This is a genomic window from Nonomuraea basaltis (genome assembly GCF_005893125.1).
In the GTDB taxonomy this organism is placed as follows: domain Bacteria; phylum Actinomycetota; class Actinomycetes; order Streptosporangiales; family Streptosporangiaceae; genus Nonomuraea; species Nonomuraea basaltis.
On record NZ_VCJS01000226.1, the window covers coordinates 1 to 20,234 of the forward strand.

Here is a 20,234-nt window from a genome sequence, read left to right on the forward strand (position 1 = left end):
GCATCGCCACCCGCTACGACAAGACCCCTGAGAGCTACATCGCCGGCCTCCACCTTCGTGGCGCGATGATTTGGATCAAAGACCTCACACGAGCCACCCCTTGATCACAACCCAATACGCGCCCTAGGCGGCGCGGGAAGCCGGTGCCACTATCCGCTTCACCAGCCACTGAACCTGATGCCCTCGGCAGATCTCCACGTGCCTTACGTGCCTGAAGAGATCATCTCGCTTTGACCTGCGAGAAGAGGCCAAGAACCCCAGATAACGATCGGCTGGCGTGGGTCTGCGTGGTCTGCTCTGGTCTCACGTCCCGGGTAGGTACACCAAGCGACCCCTTAACGTCTTTGGCGATCTTGCCGATGCGGCAGATCCCCAGCTCGGCCCTCGTTCACGGCGTCCTCGGGGTTCAGCGCGGGGGGTGGCGCCGGTGATGTCACCTCGGTGTCACCACTCGTCATCGGGCGTGCCACTGTCGTCCCACTCCTGTCCAACCGGGTGGCCGATGGCGAAGCCGTCCAGGGCGTGCGGCACGTCGGCGGCGTGCTCGCCCGGCGCGCTGCCGCTCTCTCCACTCCTGGCGGTCCTGCCGACGGCGGGCCACGGCCATGGCCTGGGCGAGCATCGCGCGGTCGGCGGCGACCCGCTCGGCGTCGTCGAGCGGAGCGGGCTCACCGGCGGCCTGCGATGGCACCGGTGCCGGGGCCGGGCACGCCGGGTTGGTCTCCTGCAGCTGGCGGCGCAGCTGGGCGATCGCCTTCGAGGTGTGCTCGGGGTCGGCCAGGTGCTGCAGCGCATCGGCGGGGGTGGCGTCGAGAAAGGCGTCCGGCGGCGCGTTCGGGGTGACCGCGGCGGTGACGGCGCGCAGGCAGAGCTGCGGCAACGTCAGCTTCATGCGGAGCTCGGCGAAGCGCACGCGGCCGGCGACGGCCTGGCGGCTGCCCCAGTCCGGCCGCATGACCGTCAGCAGCGTGACCAGGCTGTCGCGCACCAGGTCGGCGTGGCCGTCGTCGGCCAGGCCGGGCAAGGCGGTGTCCATGTGCCCTGGCCTACCGTCCCATCCGCCGGCCCGGCGCGCCGCTTGGGCCAGATCCGGCGAAGGTTTTGACGGATGGTTCCTGGCGGCAGGGGACCCGTGCTCGCTCCCCGTCGTGCATGTGCACGGTCTCGCGCGCCTGCACGCGTAAGAGGCGTCGTGCACACGGTGCACGTGCACGAGGCGCGGCGGTCAGGCTTCGCCGGCAAGCGCTGTTACGGGGTTGCCGCGCCCTTGCCGGGCGGCCACCACGGCCACTGCTTGCCGAGCTCGGCGAGCTGGTCGTTGACCTCCTGGCGGTCCCAGGCCGCGCCGTCCCAGCGGCTGGTGCCCAGCACGTCGCGCGCCTGGCGGTACTTCCAGCCCTTCTTGTGCCGCAGCGCGCGCAGCAGGTCGGCGAACCCCTCGGGGCCGCCGCTGTCTTCGGGCGGGCAGGCGCGGCCGCCGGCGCTGCAGCGCGGGTAGAGCGCCTTCGGCGCCGCCCGGTGGATCTTCTCCACCACCAGGTCGTGGTCCCAGCAGTCGCTGAAGTCGTAGCGGTAGGCCAGCCACTCGCCCGGCTCGGGCAGGAGGCCGGCCAGGGTCGCGTCGTACTCGCTGCTGTGGTTGTCGCCGTATTCGACCCAGTCCTTGGCGAACAGGTGCAGGTGGAAGTTCTGCCAGCCCATCGCGATCTGGATCACGTTGTGCAGGTCCCGCAGGCTGGCGGCCGACGGCACCTGGATGCGCCGCCAGACCGGCGGCTGGACGTCCCGCAAGACCACCTTGAGCTGGTGAACGGTGCCGGCCACGGCGGCCGCCGCGGACTCAGCTGGCGCCGCCGGGGCGGCGGGCTCCCGCGTCCCCGGGTTCGGGCCTGTCGCTGACGACCAGGGTGAGGCGGGGCCGATCGGCGTCGACGTCGTGCTCGGTGTCGTGCTCGGTGTCGAGGTCTGGCTCGGTTTCCTCGAGGGCCGCTGTGATCTCCGTCGCGGGCAGGGCCTCGGGGCCATCGGCGTCGATGTCGGGCGCCTCGCCTTCGTCGACGTGGTGCGGCGTGGCGTCCGGGTCCTGGTCGCGGGCGGCGCCGCCGGGGAACGGCTGGGCGTCGTCGATCAGGTCGTAGTCGTAGGGCTCGCCGCGGGCCAGCCGCTCGGCGCGCATCTTCTCGCGTTCGGCGTCGGTGATCCCGGTCAGGTACTCCCACCTGCTCACCCGCTGGATGGCGCCGCGGGCCAGATCGTGCTGCAGCACGATCCGCGAGGCGCGGCCCATCTCCTCCTCCTTGACCACCAAGGGGTTGGTGGCCTCCCAGGGCACGTCGGCCCAGGAGGCGTTCTCGGCGATCTCGACGGCCGCGCGGCGGGCGGGGGAGCCGGGCCGGCGCGGCCCGTCGGCCAGGGGTTCCCAGCAGGAGGCGCACCGTACCCACGCCACCTTCTCCAGCTGGGCGACGTCGGGGTCGACGACCACGTCCTGCACGCCGGCGGCCGGATCGGCGGTGTTGACCAGGGCGTGCACGACCGGCCCGGTGTAGGCGACCCGCAGGTAGGAGGACTTGCAGGTGGGGCAGACCGGCGCCCTGCTGCCGACCGGCAGTCGCTCGCCGAGCTCCTTCTCCTGCGCGCGGCGCTGCTGGGCGGCTTCCTGCTCGGCGAGGTGGCGCTGCCACACCGCGGCCGCCTCGATGGGCAGCAGCACGGCCTGCTTGCGGCCCGGGCCGCGCCGGGTCAGCACGGTCGGCTCGCCGCCGCCGGCCTGTTCGATCAGTTCGGCCAGGCGGGCGCGGGCCTCACGAATCCCGATCAACTTCACAAGCGGCCATTGTGTACGCAAGCTGGAGCCGACCGGGCCCGAACCGGCGCAGTCCCTTGGTGGCCTTCGGGGAGGATCGGACCGGATTTTGGCGCTAGAGAGACGATCTTGAAGACGATTCGGTGACGAGGGCTGTTTGCCCTGGTTGAGCGCTCTAGCGTGCCTGCTCATGCCCGTGGATTTCCTCTCAGATGAGCAAGTAGCCCGCTATCACCGGTTCCGGCCCGAGGTGTCGGTAGCCGAACTCGAGCAGTTCTTCCGGCTGGATGCCAGGGCGCTGGAGGCGCTGGTGGGTAAGCGCCGCCCGGCGACCAAATTGGGTTGGGCGGTGCAGTGGGGCACCGTGCGAATGCTCGGCACCTTCCTGGCCGAAGATCCCCTGGATGTGCCGGGGGTGGTGCTGGCGTTCGTCGCCGAGCAGCTCGGCATCGACCCGGCGTGCGCGATCGAGTACCTGACCCGGCCGAAGACCGCCTACGAACACGCCTGGGACATCCGGGACCTGCTGGAGCTTTCGGAGTTCTCCAAACGTGAGCAGGAAGTCCGCGACTACCTGGCCGCCCGGGTGTGGTCGACGATCGAGGGACCGCGAGCGCTATTCGACCGCGCCGTGGTGCACATGCTGCGCGAGGGCATTCTGCTGCCCACGGGGATCACGACCCTGACCCGGCTGATCAGCGAGGTTCGCCGGGCCGAGCACGCGCGGTTGTATCGCACGCTGGCCGAGCGCGCGGGCCCGGAATTGCGGGCGCGGCTGGCCGATCTGCTGCGGGTTCCTGCTGATCGGCGGGTGTCGGAGCTGGAGCGGTTGCGTACCGCGCCGACGCGGGCCTCGGGCCGGGTGATGGTGGCGGAGTTGCATCGGGTGGCCGAGATCGTCGGGTTGGGCGCCGGGGCGGTGCGGGTGGAGCCGGTGCCGGTGGTGAAGCTGTCGGCGCTGGCCCGGTACGGGCTGGTCTCCAAGGCGCCGACGCTGCGGGATCTGGAAGGCGATCGGCAGGCGGCCACGCTGCTGGCCACCGTGCGGCACCTGGAGACCTCGTCGGTCGATGACGCCCTGGACGTGCTGGATTTGCTGATCACTTCGAATTTGCTGGCCCGGGCTGAGCGGGCGGGCAAGGCCGAGCAGCTGCGCACGTTCCCGAAGCTGCGTAAGGCGGCGCGCACGATGGCCTCGGCGGTGGAGGTGCTGATGTCGGCGCCGGAGGCGACCGAGGATCGGCTGGTGTCGCTGGTGGAGGTGTGGAAGGCGATCGAGGAGGTGGTGCCGCGGGAGAAGCTGGCCTCGGCGGTGGAGACGGTTGCGGCGTTCGTGCCCGTCACTGATGATGACGCGGCCGCGCAGTGGCGGGTCGAGCTGGTCAAGCGCTACCGCACAGTGCAGGGCTTCATCGAGCTGCTGCTGGAGGTGATTCTCTTCCGCGCGGTGGAGGCCGGCGCACCGGTGCTGGCGATGGTGCGCATGGCCGCGGCGATGGCCAAGGGGCGTCGCCGCTACGGCCCTGGCGACGTCGCCGAGCACGAGGCGCTGATAACCGGGTCGTGGCGGCCGCTGGTCTACCGCAACCCCGATGTTCCGGAGGGGCAGATCGACAAGGCCGCGTTCGTGCTGTGCGCGGTCATGCACCTGCACGGCGCGTTGCGCCGGCGCGATGTGTTCGCCGAGGGGTCGGAGCGGTGGAGCGATCCGCGGGCCCGGCTGCTGGACGGGGATGCGTGGCAGCAGGCGCGGCCGCGTATCCTCACCTCGCTGGAGTTGGAGGTCGAACCGGCCGGGCATCTGGCCGAGCTCGCCGGCGCGCTGGAGGGCGCTTATGCCCGGGTGCTGGACGGGCTCGGGGCCAACACCGCGGTGCAGTTCGTCGGCGGCCGGCTGCAGTTGGAGAAGCTCGGCGCGGCAGAGGAGCCGTCGCTGATGAAGGATCTGCGTTCCCTGCTGGATGACATGCTGCCCCGGCTGGACTTTCCTGAGCTGCTGCTGGAGGTCTTTGACCGCACCGGTCTGCCGGCCGACTTCACTCACATCTCCGGTGCCGATCCGTCGATGGAGGACTTCGGGGTCAGTCTGGCCGCGCTGATCGTGGCCGAGGCGTGCAACGTGGGCCTGGTGCCGATCGAGAAGCCGAACGTGCCCGCGCTGACCAGGGCCCGGCTGCTGCAGGTGGATCAGGGTTACCTGCGCGGTGAGACGATCGCGGCGGCCAACGCCCGCCTGATCGCCGCCCAGGCCGAACTCGACATCGTCCGGTGCTGGGGTGGCGGGCACATCGCCTCGGCCGACGGGCTGCGCTTCGTGGTGCCGGTGCAGAACCTGCACACCGGCCACAACCCGATCTACTTCGCGAGGCAGCGCGGCGCGACCTGGCTGAACGTGGTCAACGACCAGGTGATGGGCATCGGCGGGCTGGTGGTGCCGGGCACGCTGCGCGACTCGCTGTTCATCTTGGACGCCATCCACAACCTCGACGGTGGGCCCAAGCCGGATACGGTGGTCACCGACACCGCCAGCTATTCCGACATCGTCTCGGGCCTGTTCGCGATCTGCGGTTACCCGTTCTCCCCGCGTATTGCCGACCTGGCCGACACCCGGCTGTGGCGGACCAACACCCGCGCCGTCTACGGGCCGCTGGAGCACATGTCCCGCCACACCATCCGGCTGGACAAGATCCGCGCGCACTGGGGCGACATGCTGCGGGTGGCCGGCTCGCTGACGATGGGCACGGTGCGCGCCTACGACCTGATCCGGATGCTGTCGGCCGACGGCCGCACCACCGGCCTGGGCGAGGCGTTCGCGCACTACGGCCGCATTTCCAAGACGCTGCACCTGCTGCAGTTCATCGCCGACGAAGGCTACCGACGGATGATCGGCACCCAGCTGAACGTGCAGGAGGCCCGCCACCGGCTGGCACGGAAGATCGCCTTCGGCAACCGGGGCCAGCTGCGCCAGCGCTACCGCGAAGGTTTGGAAGATCAGCTGGGCAGTCTGGGTCTGGCGTTGAACGCGGTCATCTGGTGGAACAGCCTGTATCTGGATGCTGCTGTCAAGCACCTGCGCGAGCAGGGGTTCCCGGTCACCGATGAGATGTGCGCGCGGCTGTCGCCGATCCAGTACGACCACATCAACTTCCTGGGCCGCTACGCCTTCTCCCGAGCTGATGTGGCCGGGGGTTTGCGTCCCTTCCACGACGGCGCCCACGCGAGCAGCTGAGCGTCGGTTCAGGGAACTGATCAGGAGGCCGCGCGAACATGGAGCTGGGTGAGGGTCAGTCGGTGGTTGACCGCCACGGTGCATGGGGCTCGGTACGGCGGGCGTCCGCGCGGACGCTCAGGGCGTAGATGGGACGGTCGTTGCCGGGCGCGGTGCCGAGGTAGAGGTGGCCGGTCAGATGGCACCAGGCCGGGGAGCGGCCGGACTAGAGCTGATCTTGTCCCCACCTGCCCCCGTGTCCGGGGGCAGGTCACGTACTCCTGAACAGCCGGTCCAGATGCACGTCGATCGCGGCGAGCGCGTCCTGGGGCTCGATCACGTCGAGTTCGATCAGGGAGGTGAAGCCGGTGAGGGCGAGGAGCAGGTTGGTCTCGGTCGCCGGGTCGCGGCCGGAGTCGATGTGCCCGTCGGCGATCGCCTGGCGGACCAACTGCTCGACGAGGGCCCGCCCTTGGACGAGGCCGCGGCGCGCCTGCTCGTGCACGGCCTCGTCGTGCAGCGCCTCCAGGACGTAGGCGGCGCTCATCCGGCTGGTCGCGCGGGCGTCGGCATGCAGGGGGAGCATTTCCGCGAGCGTCAGTCGCAGCACGTCACGGGGGTGCGGACGGTCACCGAGCTTTTCGAGCCCCTGGTGTACGCGCACCGAGGTCTGCTCGGACGCGAAGTCCATGGCGAAGGAGAGCATGGCGGTCCGGGAGGCGAAGTAGTGCTGCAGCTGCCCGAGTGACATGCCCGCCTCCTGCGCCACCACGCGCATCGTCAGCTGTGTGACGCCGCGCTGCTCCACCACCCGCCACAGTGCGCGGGCGATCGCTTCGCGGCGTCGGCGGTGATCCACCTGTTTCGGCATCGCCGGCCCCTCCCTCGTACCCCGGGACTGTTCCAATACGATTGACATAATACACCTGACCCATAATCCTGGGGTCCACTCGAGGGAAGGAATCGTCATGTCCGAACAGCCAAAGGTACGGACCACGGAAGGCGTGGTGCAGGGGCGCCGGCGGCAGGGGCACGCGGTGTTCCGCGGCATCCCCTACGCCCAGCCCCCGGTCGGAGCGCTCCGCTTCGCCGCGCCCGCGCCGCCGCACCGCTGGGAGGGGACGAGGCAGGCGGTCGAGTTCGGCCCCGTGGTGCCGCTGTCCCTGCCGATCGACGTGCCCCCGCAGGGCACCGACTGGCTGACGCTCAACGTCGGCACTCCGGATCCCGGCGCGGCGGGACTGCCGGTGCTGGTGTGGATCCCCGTGGGCGGCTACCTCTCGGCGGCGTCGAGCGACCCGATGTTCGACCCGGCAGCGCTGGCCGAGGCGGGACTCGTCGTGGTGACCATCAACTGCCGCGTGGGCGTGGAGGGATTCGCGTTCCTCGACGACGTGCCGCCCAACCGCGGATTCCTCGACCAGATCGCGGCGCTGGAGTGGGTGCAGCGCAACATCGCCGCCTTCGGAGGCGACCCCGGCCAGGTCACCGTGGCCGGGGTGTCTGCCGGGGCAGGGTCGGTCGCCGCCCTGCTGACGATGAAGCCGGCGCGCGGCCTGTTCCGGCGGGCCATCGCCCATTCGGTGCCGGGGCTGCACAGCACCCCCGCGCTGGCACGGCAGGTCACCGCCGCGTTCGCGGACCGGCTCGGCGCGGTGGCCCCCACCGCCGAGGCCCTGCGCGACATCGACCCATGGCACCTGGCCGCCGAGCTCACCTCCTTCAACGCCGGCCTCCACGCGCGCCGGGAGAGCTGGGGACGCCTCACGGAGACCGGCACCGCGCTGTGCCCCGTCGTCGACGGCGAGGTCCTCCCGGAAACGCCCTGGCCCGCGCTGACCGGCGCGCGCGCGAGCGGGACCGAACTGCTCGTCGGCCACACCCGGGACGAATTCCGGTACTTCAGCGTCATGAGCGGACGGTACGGCACCTTCACCGAGGAGGACGCCCACGCAGCCCTGGAACTGCACGCCCCGCAGCCGGACGGCGCGCGGGCCTACCGTGCCGCGTTCCCGCAGGCAGGCCCGGAGGAGCTGGTGGAGACGGTGTACTCCGACGCCCTCTTCCGCATGCCGTCACAGAAGCTGGCCGAGGCGAACGCCGCAGCCGGCGGCACCTCGTACCTGTTCGAACTGTGCTGGGTTGCCCCGGCCCTCGGCGGCATCCTGGGCGCCTGCCACAGCCTCGACGTGCCCCTGGCGTTCGGCACGCTGGACAGCCCCGTCGGCACCCAGCTCATCGGCGAGGAGCCCACTCCCGAGGCCGTCGCGCTCTCCCGCGAACTCCAGGAGGCATGGGTCCGCTTCGTCACCACCGGCGACGCGGGCTGGTCCGCCCACCGGCCCGGCGGGCACCTCACCCGCGTCCTGGACACCGAGTCGAAGACTCTGCCCTACCCCGAGCAGGCATCCCGCCAGATCTGGGAAGGCCACTCCCCCGCCCCCTTCGATCTCTCGTAATTGTCCGGGTCGGCTCCTACGACTGCGACGCCGCCACTCACCTGCCCATCGGGGACAGCGCGAATTGGCGTACAGCCAGGCAACTGTGGTTATCTTGGGTTCTCGGCCTCTTCTCGCAGGTCAGAGCGAGATGATCTTTTCTTTCACGTGTGGCACGTTGGCTGATCTTCACACCATGTTGCCTCGAACGTGTGTCCCATTGCTATCTAGCGTTCTTGAGCGAAGTAGCTGGTCAGCAGCTTGAAGGTCGTTAAGCCATGTAAGGCAAGTAGGTCGGCTGCGGCGGCTGTCGCGCCGGTGGATCGTCGAGAGGCCAGTCTGGCTGATGCGCTTGACCGCTGGATGGACAGATCGTTTCTGGGTTGCTTGGGTGAAGGCGGAACCTCCTGTGAGAGCGAAACCCGGAGCCGCCTGGCGGCGGCTCGACACCCCCCCAGCCAAAGGAGACAGCATGTCCTCGGCCCCCACTGGTGCGGAGTTCGAGAATCTGATCCGCTCTATCCACGAACACGGCAAGCTCCGCATGACCGAGGTGGCTGCGGGGCGCACGCCGCTGGCGAGGCACGTCCTCCCCAGTCGCATCTCGACAGCTAAGCTGACCGATCTTCCCGCCGAGGTCCGGGAAGCCTTCGACGTCTTCGGGACCGGCAACCAGGAGCTGGCCACCGAGAACATGGGCGTCGTGATCCCTGCCGTGCAGCAGCGCCTCGACGGCGATAGGACCAGGAGTGACCTCGTAGATCTACTCCTCAGACAGCGGAAGGAGACCTGCGACAAGTACAACGCCTTTGCCGATGCGCTTGTGGACGAGATGGTGGAGATCGGGGAGGCCCACCCCGACGACGACGACCTGGTAGACGGGATGCTCGCGGCGTGGGACAAGGCCAGCGACTTCTTCGAAAGCAGGTGGACCGATGTGAGCGACTTCTACCGGAAGATGATCAAGAACATGTCCGAGGGCAGGGACCCGGTGAGCGGGAATCAGGTGAGTAGCTTCTTCCAAAATCTGGAAAATCAGATCCAGGACTGGCGGGCCAACAACCCCGGTTGATCGAGCCTGCTGGTGCGGCGCGAGCCCTTGCCCCTTAGCGCGTCTGGCAGTGACGCGCGCAAATGGCGAGACTCCACACAGATGGGCTGGCCGCGGCTACCGCACCGGTGGATCGTCGAGAGGTTCATCAGCCGCGCGAAAAGACCCTGCCGGGCGTGCCGGGCGGGGTCTTGGTGTGCCGTGATGCTCTCTCAGGCCAGGAGTCCCAGGGTTTCGGGCGTTTCCCAGGCCGTCAGATGCCGCTCGGGGTCGGTTTCCTGGTGCGCGAACTGGTTGATCAGGTCGGCGAGGGCTTGCCGGTCCTGCTCGGACAGGTCCTGCAGGAGGACGGCCACCGGCTCGATCACCTGCATCGTGGCCTCGGGCGTGATGGCGTCGTCGTCGCTGAGGTCCAGCCTGATGACGACCTCGGTGAGGGCCTTGGCGAGGGTGCGTTCGAGCGGGGTCATGACGGGGCTCCTGGGCTGGTTGTTGAGCGTGCGGCGTGTCCGGGACGGCTGCCTTGACGCGATGACGGTCCCGCTCAGCCCGCTGCCGGCTCGGTGAGCCGGGCTTCGAGGTCGGCGATCATCTGGGCGAGCAGGCCGGTGTTCTCCTGCTTGACCACCTGGGGGCCGACCGTGTCGATGCCGGAGACTTTGGTGATGCACTCGTCGACGGCGTCCGTTATCTAGGGTTGGAGGACCCTTCCAGCAGGTCAGAGGACGATGATCTCTTCTTTCACGTAGGTCAAGTTGACCGAACGCAGCCCGGACCCAAGAAGAACCGAGCGTGCGGAGAGCGCCTCGGGGTCGTTATAACTAGTTCACTGGCCAGGCCCTCGCCGCCGTGTGGGACGGCAGCGGCTTCACCGTGAACAAGTTCGACCGGTTCGCCCGCAACATGGCCGAGGCCAACGAGATCCTCACCGGCCTGTCAGGACACGGCGTCCTGTTCGGCTTGGGCGCGCCCGTCTACGACTGGAACGACCCATTCGGGCGGCTGTTCCTGCAAACCCTCGCCATGGTCGCCGAGTGCGAGAGCGAGGTGTCCCTGGCCGACCTGGCCACCGAATACAGCGTCGGACGCTCCACCATCCACCGCATCATCCACGGGCCAGAAACCCCACGTAGAACGCAGGATCATCGCCCCCAAGCGATCACACACCGGCGTTGGGCGTCACTCTTCGCTCAAAATCATTCTCATCGCCAACGGCTGTTCCTGGGTTCCTCAACTCGTTACCGTGCCGCTGTTTGCACCTCGTGCACCTCTCCTTCCGGAAGGCGTACGGATGGCCGCCTGGGCTGAGTGCGAGCTGCGCAGCCCGTCCAGCACGAGGGTGATGACACCGTCGGCCTCGGCCCGCCAACCGGGGCGGTCATGGGCCGCGCCGATGCCGTGCAGCGCCATCATCACGGCACCGGCATCCACGTCGTCGCGAACGGCGCCGTCCCGCACGGCGGCGGCCACCAGGTCGGTGACAGCCTGCTCCAGCGCCCGACTGCCCTCGGCGAGGGCACCCGAGCGATCGGCCATGAGCGTGGCCAACGTCCGGGCCAGGCCCTCGTGGGCGTCTATGTGGTCGACCATGCCGCGTAGGAAGGTCGCCAAAGCCTCCGCCGCGGGCAGCGTGGCCTGTAGCTGGCGGGCGCGGTCGCACAGCGCGGCGACTTCCCCGTGGTAGACCGCCTCGGCCAGCGCCTCCCGGGTGGGGAAGTGGCGGTACAGCGTGCCGGTGCCCACCCCGGCCAGGCGGGCGAAGTCATCGAAGCGCAGGTCGAAGAAGTCGCCGGCGTCGAAGACCTCTCGTGCCTTGGCGATCAGGACATCGCGGTTGCGTTGGGCGTCGGCCCGCAGCGGCTTGTCGGCGGTCATGCGCTACCTCGCGTTGACAAATGGAGATGACCTCCATATCTTAAAAGAAGTGGAGATTGCCTCCAAATCGATCGTACCCCACGAGGTGCAGCGTGAAGATCCTCATGTTCGGCCGAGGCGTGATCGCCACCATCTATGGCTGGGCCCTGCAACAGGCGGGACATGACGTCGAGTTCTACGTCCGACCGGGTCGCGCGGCGACGTACGGGGACGCGGTTGACCTCGACCTGCTCGATACGCGGCGCCGGGTGTGGGGGCAGCGCATCGCCGAGAAGTGGCCGGTGCGCTACCGCGAGGCGCTGGAGCCGGACCACGACTTCGACCTGATCGTGCTCAGCGTGCCGCACCACCGCCTCGCGGGCGCGACGGCCTTCCTGGCCCCGCATGTCGGCCAGGCCACGGTGCTGATCTTCGGCAACATCTGGACCGAGCCGCTGGCCGCGATCGGCGCACTCCCTGTCGACCAGATCGCCTGGGGCTTTCCCCAGGCCGGTGGCGGTTTCGGCGCGGACGGCGTGCTCCACGGGGCACTGCTGCCGTCGGTCATCTTCGGCACCCTCGGCCAGCCCCCGACCGACCGGGAACGGGCCGTGCGCCAGGCGTTTCGCGAGGCCGGGCTCCGGCTCAAGGAGCAGCCTGACTTCCGCGGCTGGCTGTGGGTCCATTTCGTGTCGGATGCCGGCCTGTTCTCGCAGGGCCTGCGGCTGGGTTCCCTGTCCAAGCTGGCCGGGGCAACGGGCGACCTGCGCGAGGCGCTGCTGGCCGGCCGCGAGCTGCTGCCGCTCCTCCAGGCGCGCGGCCTCGACCTGCGACGTCATCGGGGCGGTGTGCTGCTGTTCCGGGCGCCCACCTGGCTGACGGCCCCCGCGCTCGCCTGGCTGACTGCTCATGTCGCGCTCGCGCGCGTGAGCCTCACGGCGCACTCCGACCCCGACGCCGAGGAGCCGCGCGAGGTCTGCCGGGACACCCTGGGCGAAGCACGACGGTTGGGCATCTCGGTACCGAGACTGGAAGCGGCGGAACCGAACTTCGCCCGCGAGGGGACAGGTCGAGTCTGAATTTACCGATCACCGGGGTCTTGGGACCATCCGGCTGAAATTGAACGCTAAGCCTTCCGCCGCAGCTCAAGGCCATGTAGAGCTCCGCTGGCATGTCCGGCGGCCAGCTGTACTGATGGTGTCGCGAATCGGTCCAGTTCGTAGATCGTGGAGTGGATTCCACCGGTACTCTCGGGGAGAGATCGCCGCTCATGGCGGGATACATCACGAGGAGCCAGGTGAGTGACAGCACGGCCGCCGATTCCACCGACCAGCCCGCTAAGGCGAGCGCGCCGGTGGCGCCGTATGAGCCGGTCCGCGTGGTGCCGACCCGCCCGGATGGCTGGCCCGATTGGCTGGGCCGCAGGCCGATCAGCTCAACCGAGCGCGACAAGATCCTCAGCGCTCTGCGCGCTGATCAAGATGAGCAGAGCACCACGGAGCGCCGCGACAGCCTCCAGCGCGTGCCGCTGTTCTCCTGTCTGACGATCGAGGGTTTCGGCGGCAAAGACGATCCCCGCACGGTCATCCGGTTGCGCGCCAGCATCAACGCGGCGTGCCGCGTGGCCGCGGGTGACCGGCGAACCAGCTACCACGCCACTGACGAGCGCATCACGATCGGGATTGCTGGGCCCGACGCCCGGGATCGCATCGCTGACCTGCGCCGGCAGCTCACCCGGATGAGCCGTAACCGAGGGTGGGTGATCACCGAGGAGCTGCGTTGATCTTGGCCGCTCAGATGGATCGGCGGCGGGCGGCGGGGTCACGGCTGGCCACGTGGTCGGCGACGGCGTCGACGCCGGGGCGGGCGTAGCGTGCCAGGGACCGGACGGAGGCGTGCCGGGATCGGGCGAGCAGGGTGGGCGTGTTGGTGCCGTCCTCTGCTTCGTGGGTGAGCGCGGAGTGTCGGAGCTGGTGCAGCGTCCAGCCGCCGCGCAGTTCGAGTTCGGCTGCGTCGATGATTCCGGGGTGGGCCAGGGGCCGGGTGAGCGTCTCGAACAGCTCGGCGGCGCGCCGGTAGGACAGCCGTCCACGTCCGGTGATCTTGCATACGTCGGTGGTCGGGGTGCGGGCGGGCGCTTTGCGGTCGGTGAGGAAGACTGGGCCTCGAGTGCGGCCCTTGAGCAGGCGGGGCAGCAGCTGGGCGGTGCCTGATTGCCAGTGCACCCAGTCGGTCGCGCCGCCTTTGGAGATGATCCGGGCGCGCTTGTCGGCCGGTAGGAGGTCGGCGATGTCGAGGGTGAGGATCTCCTGTGCCCGGGCGCATATCTCGTACAGCATCTTCCAGAGGGTCTTCTCTCGGATGCCGGCCTTGAGGTCGGACAGGGCGGCGAGCTGGTCGCGGGACAGGGCCTTGGTCCGGTCGGGCGGAGCGGGCCGTCGTTCGATGCCGGCGATGGGGTTGGCTGCGAGCCAGCCGCGAGCGCGCCACCAGCCGATGGCGGCCTTCATGATCGACAGCTCGCGGTTGACGGTGTCGGCGTCCACCAGGCGGGCTCGCTCGACGAAAGCCGCGGCGAGGAGATCAGCGGTCGCCGGATCGGCGAGAGCCGCGAACCAGACCGTCGGCACCTGGGCGCCGCGGCGGTACTTGCCGAGGGGCGGTTGCTGTCCGCAGGCGAGCCAGGCCCAGGTGGTCAACGAGATGCGGTAGATCCGCTGGGATGACTCGCCGATCCCGGCCGAGCGCAGATAGGCCTCCTCTGCCTCGCCGTAGATCTGGGGGCGGTCTTGGCCGAGGGGGATCACGTCGGCGGTGCTGGCGCTCATGATCTGGATCCCCGCCTCTGCCGCAGTAAATGCGTACACCTCACTCCCAGTTGTCGAGGGAGGTGCTCCAGGTCAGTATGACGGCGAACATGGGGTTGCCGCGGTAAATCCGGCATTTACCGCGGCAGGGTTCCCGGCTGTCGTTCGGCGGCGGCAGCGAGTTGACCCGCCAGGTCCTTGAGGGCTTGGCGGAGTTCGTCTGGGCTGTGGATGGTGAAGGGCCACTCGAGCGAGGCGAGCAGGTGTGCCATGCCGTCAAGGCGTTCCGCCCGTGCCTGCATCAGCACGCCGACGGGTTGGGCGGTGAGCGTGACAGCCGTGTGCGGCAGCCTTCGGGCGATCTCGTCGAGAGGGCCGTGGATCGTCACCTCGACCTGCCAGCGGTAAGGCCCCTGGGCGAGGGTCGCAGTGAGGTGGGCGACCGGGTCGAAGCCATCAGGGGTGGCGAAGGTCTGTGGGCGGGGGGTGATGGAGGCGATGCGGTCGATACGGAAGGTCCGCAGGTCGTCGCGGAGGTGGTCGTGGCCGACGAGATACCAGCGGCCGGTATGGAAGACCACGCCATAGGGGTCGATGTCGCGCTCGGTCTGGTCCTGCCGCCAGGACAGGTAGGCGATGCCAACGGTCGTCTTGGCACGCGAGGCCTGGGCCAGGGCCAGCAGGACACCGCTCCCGGGTGCCTGCGTGCTCACAGCATTGGCGGTGAAGTACAGAGTCTCCCGCATGGCGGCGAGCGGTTCCCGCAGGGCCTGCGGAAGCACCCTCTCGATCTTGGCGCGGGCGCCCGCGCCGGCCAGCACCGTCGTACCCATCCCGAGCCGTTCGGCCGCAAGGAGTCCGAGGACGACGGCGAGGGCCTCGTCATTGGTGAGCACCAGGGGCGGCATCCGGTAGCCACGGGCCAGCCGGTAGCCGCCATAGCGACCGCGCTCGGCCTCCACGGGGATGCCCAGGTCGCGCAGGTGGGCAACGTAGCGGCGGACCGTACGGACATCGGTGTCCAGCCGGTCGGCCAGCTCACTCCCGGTGAGCCCGGCGTTCGACTGGAGCAGTTCCAGCAGGGTTAGCACACGGGTCAAGGGATGTGACACGGATCACTCGACATTTCAGGGCTGATTCTGTCCTGTATCCACTCTACGCTCCCCGCAGCACCTCACTTCAGGGAGATCACATGACCACCTTCGTACTCGTTCCCGGCGCCTGGCTCGGCGCGTGGGCCTGGCAAGACACCACCGACGCGCTGCAGGAGCACGGCCACACGGCGCTGGCGCTGACACTGACCGGCCTGGCCGAGCGCGCTGAGGAGGGCGGGCCCCAGACGGACCTGGACACGCACATCGCGGACATCACCGACTTCGTCGAGAAGAACGATCTGCGCGACGTCACCCTGGTCGCCCACAGCTACGCGGCCGCCCCCGTCACCGGGGCAGCCGGGCGACTCGGCGACCGGCTAGAGCGCGTGGTCTATGTGGACAGCGCCCCGTTTGCCGCAGGCATGTGCATGCTCGACCTCATGCCGCCGGAGGCAGCGGACCAGCTGAGCCAGCAGGTCGCGGCCCACGGCGACGGCTGCCGGCTCCCGATGCCGCCTTTCGAGATCCTGGGCCTGTCCAACAGCCTCGACGGCCTCGATGAGGACCGGCGGGACGTGCTGAGCGCACGTGCCACCCCTCAGCCCTTCGGCACCTACACCCAGCGGTTGGCCGGTCCGGTCGAGCCCGGCCCCGGTGTGGACCGTGTCCTGGTCGCCTGCCGCAACTTCCAGGGCCTGCTGGACAGCGGGGTGCCGATGCTGGCCTTCCTCAACCACGCGCCGTGGCGGCGCTTCGACCTGTCCACCGGGCACTGGCCAATGCTGTCGGCACCTGCCGAGCTCGCCGACATCCTCCACACGGCCGTCTCCTGACCGAGACTGATGTACAAGCCCATGCTTGACCGCGAGAGCGTCCGCGGGCTGCGGGCCCGCGCGCAGGCCCTGGCCGACGGAGTGCGGGAAGCCTCCGCCGCGGCGGTCGTCCGCCGGGTCTTCGCCATCCAGGCCCAGGATGCCATGGCCGCCGACCTGGGCATCCGGGTGCGCGGGCGGGACATCACGGGCGCCGGCATCCGCGCGGCGTACGAGGACGAGCGGAGCATCGTGCGCGGCTGGTTCATGCGGGGCACCCTGCACACCATCGCCAGCTCGGATGCCCGCCGGGTGCTGCGGCTGCTCGCTCCCCGCATCCTCGCCGCAACCAGCCGCCGCTACCACCAGCTCGGCCTGGACGACGACCTACGCCAGCGATGCGACCGTCTCATCCGGCGCGTCCTCGCCACGCACGGACCGCTCACCCGGCCCGAACTGACAGAGCACCTGGCCACTGTCGGCGTTCAGCCGGACGGGCAGGCGCCGTTCCACCTGATCCGCCACGCGGCACTCACCGGAGTCCTCTGCCACGGTCCTCGGCGCGGCGAAAAGGCCACGTATGTCCTGCTCGACGACTGGCTGCCGGCCGGCGCCGGGGACTCCCGGCGGGAGGAGGACACGGCCGTCGCCGAGCTCGCCCGCCGCTACGTTCGCGCCCATGCGCCCGTAGGGGTGGACGACTTCGCCACCTGGTCGGGTCTGCCGGCCACCCTGGCCCGCAGGGCCTGGAAGACGCTGGCGCAAACCGGCTCGATCACCGAGTACGGCGCGCTGAGCGTGCCGACCGAGCGCATGGAGGAACTTCGGGACAGCCCCGGCACCCTTGATGTGCGGATGCTGCCTGCCTACGACAACTACCTCGTCGGCTACCGCGGCCGAGAGTTGTCCGTTCCCGCCGCTCACCAAGGCCGGGTCTGGCCGGGCGGCGGCATCATCCGTCCCACGGTTGTCGCGGATGGCCTGGCCATCGGAACGTGGGCCCGCCGCGATGCCGGCCGTGTTGTCCAGGTGGACGCGTTCGAACCCCTGTCGTCGCAGATCCAGGCCCTGGTCGACGCGGAAGCCTCAGCGGTCACCGCTTTCTGCGGCCACCCGCCTGAACGGGCAGGGGCCTCCCGGTAGGCGCAGATACGGAGCCGGCCGGGGCATTGCAGCCGTGCCCGGCCGCCGTCCGGACGGCGGCTTCCTACCTGGTTCCTCATGCTCGGCCCCGGCGGACCCTTCGCCTCCCGCAACCCCGCCAGCGCCCTGCAACAGCAAGCAGAACGTGTCCTTGCCCTGCTCGCATGAGCGAACAGTAAGAAGGATTCACCCTCAGTCAGCCTCTGAACGGGCGCCGTGATCTGCTCGGCGGAACACGAGTGTGGGGATCTGTCTCCTCGTCATTGCTCCAGATCGTCGTCAGCATCGGCGGGGTCACGCAGGTCACGCAACCGGCCGGGAAGTTCGGGCCGGTTGAACGGGTAGGAGCCCACGAAGCTGATGTGCTCCCACTGCAGCGGGGACAGGTGGGCCCTGATCTCCGGACTGATCTTCATGCCGCCAGCCGCGAGTTTCTTCACCGCGGCGTCGATGTAGAGCGAGTTCCAGTAGACGATCGCGTTCAACCCTAGGCCGAGAGCGCCGAGCTGGTCTTCCATACCGCGCTCGTAGCCGCGCTTCAGCTGGCCCAGGTTGCCGAAGAACACCGCCCGGGCCAGCCCGTTGCGGCCTTCGCCGACATTCAACTGGGCGCCCATCATCCGCCGGTAGTCCTCCAGGTGGGCCACATGCAGCAGGTGCATCGACTTGAAGATCCGCCCGTAGTGCGCGAACGCGCGCCCCAGGCTGGTGATGCGGCCCTCGGCCATCATCATCCGGATCAGGTCATAGGCCCGCACCTGATTGGTGACCAGCGACCCGGCGACCTGCAGCATGTCCGGCCAATGCTGCTTGATCGCCGCGATGTTCACCCGCCGCAGGTTCAGCTCGTTCAACCGGCCGTACCCGGCTGCCGACGGTGTGGAGCGCCTGTCGGCCAGGCCAACATCGGCCGGGTCGATCCACCACTGCTGGGCATCGGAGATGTCGGCGATGCGGGGCGCGAACTGATAGCCGCAAATCGCGAACAGACCGAACACAATGTCGGAATTTATATGGACACTGTCAAGCAGCTGTCCGCTCCGCGTGGCTCGAGCAGGTCTGGGATGGTCTCTGTGCTGGTGCGGGCTTGATCGATAAGGTGATCGGCCATGGGTGTTTTGGTCGACTACTTCACCGCGGACTCCGAGCAGTTGGCCCGGCAGGCTTTGCTCGGCGGGCCGGAAGCCATGAACCTGCCGTATGTCGACTGCGAGGGCTGGATTGACGAGCTCGACACGCTGGTCGCTGAGATCAGCGGGCATGACCTCAGCGAGTTCGGCGACAGCGAGGTCGTCGTGGACGACGGCGAGGCGGCGGGCGTGGAGCGGATAGCGTCGGAGACCGTCGCCGCGCTCGCCGATGTGGACGATGCGCGGTTGTGCGAATATGCCGATGACGAACTGCTCGAGGAGTACGAGGTCGAACGCATTACCGCCCTGCGGGACCTGGCCCGCGAGGCGAGGCGGCTCAATCAGGGGATGTATCGCTGGTCGTGCGTCTGAACGCGGCGAACAGCTCTTCCCGAAGGGCGGGCGGCAGCTTGCGGCCCATCCGCACCGGGCTCACCAGGGCCTGGTCGTCGTTCCATTCGCGGGCCGTGTCGGCTAGGAACTCCAGCGCGGAGCGGGCCTCCTTGCGGTGCCGCTCATCCGGCCAGCTGTCGACCAGCGGCAGCACCGCCCTTGCCCGTTCGATGATCCGGTCGAGAAGCGCATAACCGGGCAGGCCAGGGAAGCGCTGGGCCCGCAGGTCGATGTGGCGGAAGGAGACGTCATCGAGCTCGGCGGCGGTGAAGTCGTTGCCGGTGAAGTCATTGTGATCTCTGCCGAGTACGGCCTGGTCGCGGTCGGCTGGGCGGCCCCAGAAGTTCATGCTCCGTACGCGGCCGAGAAAGACGCAGTCGACGAACTCGGCCTCGAAGGTGGCCGTCTGCTCCCGCAGCCGAGATCGGTCGAACACGCACCGCTCAAACCGCACGTTGCCGAAGAAGGTTCGCTCCGCGAAGCGGGTGCGGCGAAAGGTGCAGTTGCGGAAGACGGTCTGCGGCCACGTGGCGCCGTCCCATTCCTGTCCGCCGATGCCCGTGCTGGTGCTGCCCATCAACGGCTGCTCGAAGGCGGCGCCGGAGAAGTCGCATCCGTCAAAATCGCTGCCGTAGGCGTTGAAGCCGACGAATCGCGTCTCGGTGAAGTCCACGCTCACCAGCCGCGCGCGGTCGAAGATCACATCGGTCACGCCAGTGGGCAGCTGAAACCGCTGGTCACGAAGCTCTCCGCGAGCGATCCTCGCGCTTCGCCACTCTTCGTGACTCGGCTCGAGAGTGAACCGCTCAGACTTGTTCACGTCGGCCGCCTAAAAGTAGGAGATTCATGTGCGGAGTCTCGCATTCGACGCCGACAAACCCCTTGCTGCGCTCATCGTTGCCGGCAGGCGGCGGAGGCATCCTCAGGATGAGGGCCTTGTTTGAGATCAGAAAGGAGCGCTTCGAGCCGCCGAGCCACGGCTGTGTGTCGTTCGACCTCGCGAGCCCAGCCCCGTTCGCAGGCGTCTTGGATCAGTTGCTGTTCCACCTCCAACCGGGCCCGCAAGCGTGGGGCGTAGTCGGGCGTGGTGACGAACTTGGCGCAGGTCAGGTAGAGGTCGCATTCGCAAGGACCTTCGCTGGGCAGACGCAGGCAGTGACCGAGTTCCAGTTCGGTCTTGAGGAAGTTGCTCTTCAGCCAGTCGACCGCCTCCGCTGGGAGAGCACCGGACTTCAGTTCGTCGGCGGCGGGGCCGGCGATTGAGGTGCCCTAGATCTTCCGGACAGCTCCCCAACTAGGGTTGGGGTGACCGGAAGGAAGCAGTAGTTGGCACGACGTAAGGGCCCGTACTCGCAGGCGTTCAAGGATGAGGCCGTCCGCATGGTGCTGGATGGGGATCGTCCGGTGTCGCATGTCGCCCGGGAGTTGGACATCCACGACACCACCCTGCATAACTGGGTGAAGGCTTGGCGGCGGGAGCATGGAGGCGTGGCGCCGG

General features: G+C 68.9%; 21 protein-coding genes. 11 read left to right on the forward strand and 10 right to left on the reverse strand.

Features of this window, described 5'->3' with window-relative positions; translation table 11 throughout:
- Positions 1-454: 454 nt before the first annotated feature.
- The 3 genes from EJK15_RS55755 to EJK15_RS55765 all read right to left on the reverse strand — a co-directional run bounded on the left by EJK15_RS55755 (position 455) and on the right by EJK15_RS55765 (position 2,827).
- A complete protein-coding gene (locus EJK15_RS55755) occupies positions 455-1,036 on the reverse strand; it encodes a hypothetical protein (RefSeq protein WP_138718571.1) in 582 nt (193 codons plus the stop codon).
- A gap of 212 nt (positions 1,037-1,248) precedes the next feature.
- A complete protein-coding gene (locus EJK15_RS55760) occupies positions 1,249-1,824 on the reverse strand; it encodes a plasmid pRiA4b ORF-3 family protein (protein ID WP_171075120.1) in 576 nt (191 codons plus the stop codon).
- A gap of 16 nt (positions 1,825-1,840) precedes the next feature.
- Positions 1,841-2,827, reverse strand: a complete 987-nt coding sequence (locus EJK15_RS55765) for a type II toxin-antitoxin system Phd/YefM family antitoxin (protein WP_171075121.1) — start codon at positions 2,825-2,827, stop codon at positions 1,841-1,843.
- Positions 2,828-2,996: 169 nt separating this feature from the next.
- Here EJK15_RS55765 and EJK15_RS55770 point away from each other — a divergent pair, with 169 nt between their 5' ends.
- A complete protein-coding gene (locus EJK15_RS55770; protein ID WP_138718574.1) occupies positions 2,997-6,035 on the forward strand; it encodes a Tn3 family transposase in 3,039 nt (1,012 codons plus the stop codon).
- 250 nt (positions 6,036-6,285) lie between these two features.
- Here the strand turns inward: EJK15_RS55770 and EJK15_RS55775 are convergent, their stop codons facing one another.
- Positions 6,286-6,885, reverse strand: coding sequence for a TetR/AcrR family transcriptional regulator (locus EJK15_RS55775; protein WP_138718575.1), 600 nt, complete (start codon positions 6,883-6,885; stop codon positions 6,286-6,288).
- A gap of 97 nt (positions 6,886-6,982) precedes the next feature.
- Here EJK15_RS55775 and EJK15_RS55780 point away from each other — a divergent pair, with 97 nt between their 5' ends.
- Both EJK15_RS55780 and EJK15_RS55785 read left to right on the forward strand, forming a co-directional pair.
- The gene (locus tag EJK15_RS55780; RefSeq protein WP_138718576.1) at positions 6,983-8,473 is read left to right on the forward strand and encodes a carboxylesterase/lipase family protein; all 1,491 of its coding nucleotides are present in this window, start codon (positions 6,983-6,985) and stop codon (positions 8,471-8,473) included.
- Positions 8,474-8,924: 451 nt separating this feature from the next.
- On the forward strand, positions 8,925-9,524 hold the full coding sequence (locus EJK15_RS55785) for a hypothetical protein (RefSeq protein WP_138718577.1): 600 nt from the start codon (positions 8,925-8,927) through the stop codon (positions 9,522-9,524).
- Between the two features lie 191 nt (positions 9,525-9,715).
- Here EJK15_RS55785 and EJK15_RS55790 read toward each other — a convergent pair whose 3' ends face one another.
- Complete coding sequence (locus EJK15_RS55790) at positions 9,716-9,973, reverse strand: hypothetical protein (protein ID WP_138718578.1); 258 nt, start codon at positions 9,971-9,973, stop codon at positions 9,716-9,718.
- Positions 9,974-10,352: 379 nt separating this feature from the next.
- On the opposite strand from EJK15_RS55790, the gene EJK15_RS75530 reads away from it, so the two are divergent.
- Positions 10,353-10,811, forward strand: a complete 459-nt coding sequence (locus tag EJK15_RS75530) for a recombinase family protein (RefSeq protein ID WP_276615546.1) — start codon at positions 10,353-10,355, stop codon at positions 10,809-10,811.
- Here EJK15_RS75530 and EJK15_RS55800 read toward each other — a convergent pair.
- Positions 10,734-11,378, reverse strand: a complete 645-nt coding sequence (locus EJK15_RS55800; RefSeq protein WP_138718579.1) for a TetR/AcrR family transcriptional regulator — start codon at positions 11,376-11,378, stop codon at positions 10,734-10,736. The two genes, EJK15_RS75530 and EJK15_RS55800, sit on opposite strands and share 78 nt — an antisense overlap.
- Positions 11,379-11,470: 92 nt before the next feature.
- Between EJK15_RS55800 and EJK15_RS55805 the strand changes: the two genes are divergently transcribed.
- Complete coding sequence (locus tag EJK15_RS55805; protein WP_138718580.1) at positions 11,471-12,436, forward strand: ketopantoate reductase family protein; 966 nt, start codon at positions 11,471-11,473, stop codon at positions 12,434-12,436.
- A 218-nt stretch (positions 12,437-12,654) separates the two neighbouring features.
- Positions 12,655-13,140: a hypothetical protein gene (locus tag EJK15_RS55810; RefSeq protein WP_138718581.1), complete on the forward strand. Its 486-nt coding sequence runs from the start codon at positions 12,655-12,657 to the stop codon at positions 13,138-13,140.
- Positions 13,141-13,150: 10 nt separating this feature from the next.
- Here EJK15_RS55810 and EJK15_RS55815 read toward each other — a convergent pair whose 3' ends face one another.
- Positions 13,151-14,185 carry a tyrosine-type recombinase/integrase gene (locus EJK15_RS55815; RefSeq protein WP_138718582.1) on the reverse strand — a complete coding sequence of 345 codons (1,035 nt, stop codon included), beginning with the start codon at positions 14,183-14,185 and terminating at the stop codon, positions 13,151-13,153.
- A 116-nt stretch (positions 14,186-14,301) separates the two neighbouring features.
- A complete protein-coding gene (locus tag EJK15_RS55820; RefSeq protein WP_240777826.1) occupies positions 14,302-15,255 on the reverse strand; it encodes a helix-turn-helix transcriptional regulator in 954 nt (317 codons plus the stop codon).
- 101 nt (positions 15,256-15,356) lie between these two features.
- Between EJK15_RS55820 and EJK15_RS55825 the strand changes: the two genes are divergently transcribed.
- Both EJK15_RS55825 and EJK15_RS55830 read left to right on the forward strand, forming a co-directional pair.
- On the forward strand, positions 15,357-16,091 hold the full coding sequence (locus EJK15_RS55825) for an alpha/beta fold hydrolase (RefSeq protein ID WP_138667699.1): 735 nt from the start codon (positions 15,357-15,359) through the stop codon (positions 16,089-16,091).
- Positions 16,092-16,112: 21 nt separating this feature from the next.
- Complete coding sequence (locus tag EJK15_RS55830; protein WP_138718584.1) at positions 16,113-17,213, forward strand: winged helix DNA-binding domain-containing protein; 1,101 nt, start codon at positions 16,113-16,115, stop codon at positions 17,211-17,213.
- A gap of 260 nt (positions 17,214-17,473) precedes the next feature.
- Here EJK15_RS55830 and EJK15_RS55835 read toward each other — a convergent pair whose 3' ends face one another.
- The gene (locus EJK15_RS55835) at positions 17,474-18,211 is read right to left on the reverse strand and encodes a Tn3 family transposase (protein WP_171075122.1); all 738 of its coding nucleotides are present in this window, start codon (positions 18,209-18,211) and stop codon (positions 17,474-17,476) included.
- 120 nt (positions 18,212-18,331) lie between these two features.
- Between EJK15_RS55835 and EJK15_RS71785 the strand changes: the two genes are divergently transcribed.
- The gene (locus EJK15_RS71785; protein WP_171075123.1) at positions 18,332-18,715 is read left to right on the forward strand and encodes a hypothetical protein; all 384 of its coding nucleotides are present in this window, start codon (positions 18,332-18,334) and stop codon (positions 18,713-18,715) included.
- Here the strand turns inward: EJK15_RS71785 and EJK15_RS55845 are convergent.
- On the reverse strand, positions 18,681-19,448 hold the full coding sequence (locus EJK15_RS55845; RefSeq protein ID WP_171075124.1) for a pentapeptide repeat-containing protein: 768 nt from the start codon (positions 19,446-19,448) through the stop codon (positions 18,681-18,683). The genes EJK15_RS71785 and EJK15_RS55845 overlap by 35 nt on opposite strands.
- Before the next feature lie 224 nt (positions 19,449-19,672).
- Here EJK15_RS55845 and EJK15_RS71790 point away from each other — a divergent pair, with 224 nt between their 5' ends.
- Together EJK15_RS71790 and EJK15_RS78105 are read left to right on the forward strand one after the other, a co-directional pair.
- Positions 19,673-19,999, forward strand: coding sequence for a hypothetical protein (locus EJK15_RS71790; RefSeq protein WP_171075125.1), 327 nt, complete (start codon positions 19,673-19,675; stop codon positions 19,997-19,999).
- A 63-nt stretch (positions 20,000-20,062) separates the two neighbouring features.
- The coding region (locus EJK15_RS78105; RefSeq protein WP_138718588.1) for a transposase at positions 20,063-20,234 on the forward strand (172 nt) is incomplete at its 3' end.

Coding starts and splice junctions, on each gene's coding strand:
- EJK15_RS55830 (WP_138718584.1), top strand. CDS start 16,113: ATGCTTGACCGCGAGAGCGTCCGCGGGCTGCGGGCCCGCGCGCAGGCC.
- EJK15_RS55755 (WP_138718571.1), bottom strand. CDS start 1,036: ATGGACACCGCCTTGCCCGGCCTGGCCGACGACGGCCACGCCGACCTG.
- EJK15_RS55815 (WP_138718582.1), bottom strand. CDS start 14,185: ATGAGCGCCAGCACCGCCGACGTGATCCCCCTCGGCCAAGACCGCCCC.
- EJK15_RS55770 (WP_138718574.1), top strand. CDS start 2,997: ATGCCCGTGGATTTCCTCTCAGATGAGCAAGTAGCCCGCTATCACCGG.
- EJK15_RS55785 (WP_138718577.1), top strand. CDS start 8,925: ATGTCCTCGGCCCCCACTGGTGCGGAGTTCGAGAATCTGATCCGCTCT.
- EJK15_RS55775 (WP_138718575.1), bottom strand. CDS start 6,885: ATGCCGAAACAGGTGGATCACCGCCGACGCCGCGAAGCGATCGCCCGC.
- EJK15_RS55790 (WP_138718578.1), bottom strand. CDS start 9,973: ATGACCCCGCTCGAACGCACCCTCGCCAAGGCCCTCACCGAGGTCGTC.
- EJK15_RS55780 (WP_138718576.1), top strand. CDS start 6,983: ATGTCCGAACAGCCAAAGGTACGGACCACGGAAGGCGTGGTGCAGGGG.
- EJK15_RS55825 (WP_138667699.1), top strand. CDS start 15,357: ATGACCACCTTCGTACTCGTTCCCGGCGCCTGGCTCGGCGCGTGGGCC.
- EJK15_RS55800 (WP_138718579.1), bottom strand. CDS start 11,378: ATGACCGCCGACAAGCCGCTGCGGGCCGACGCCCAACGCAACCGCGAT.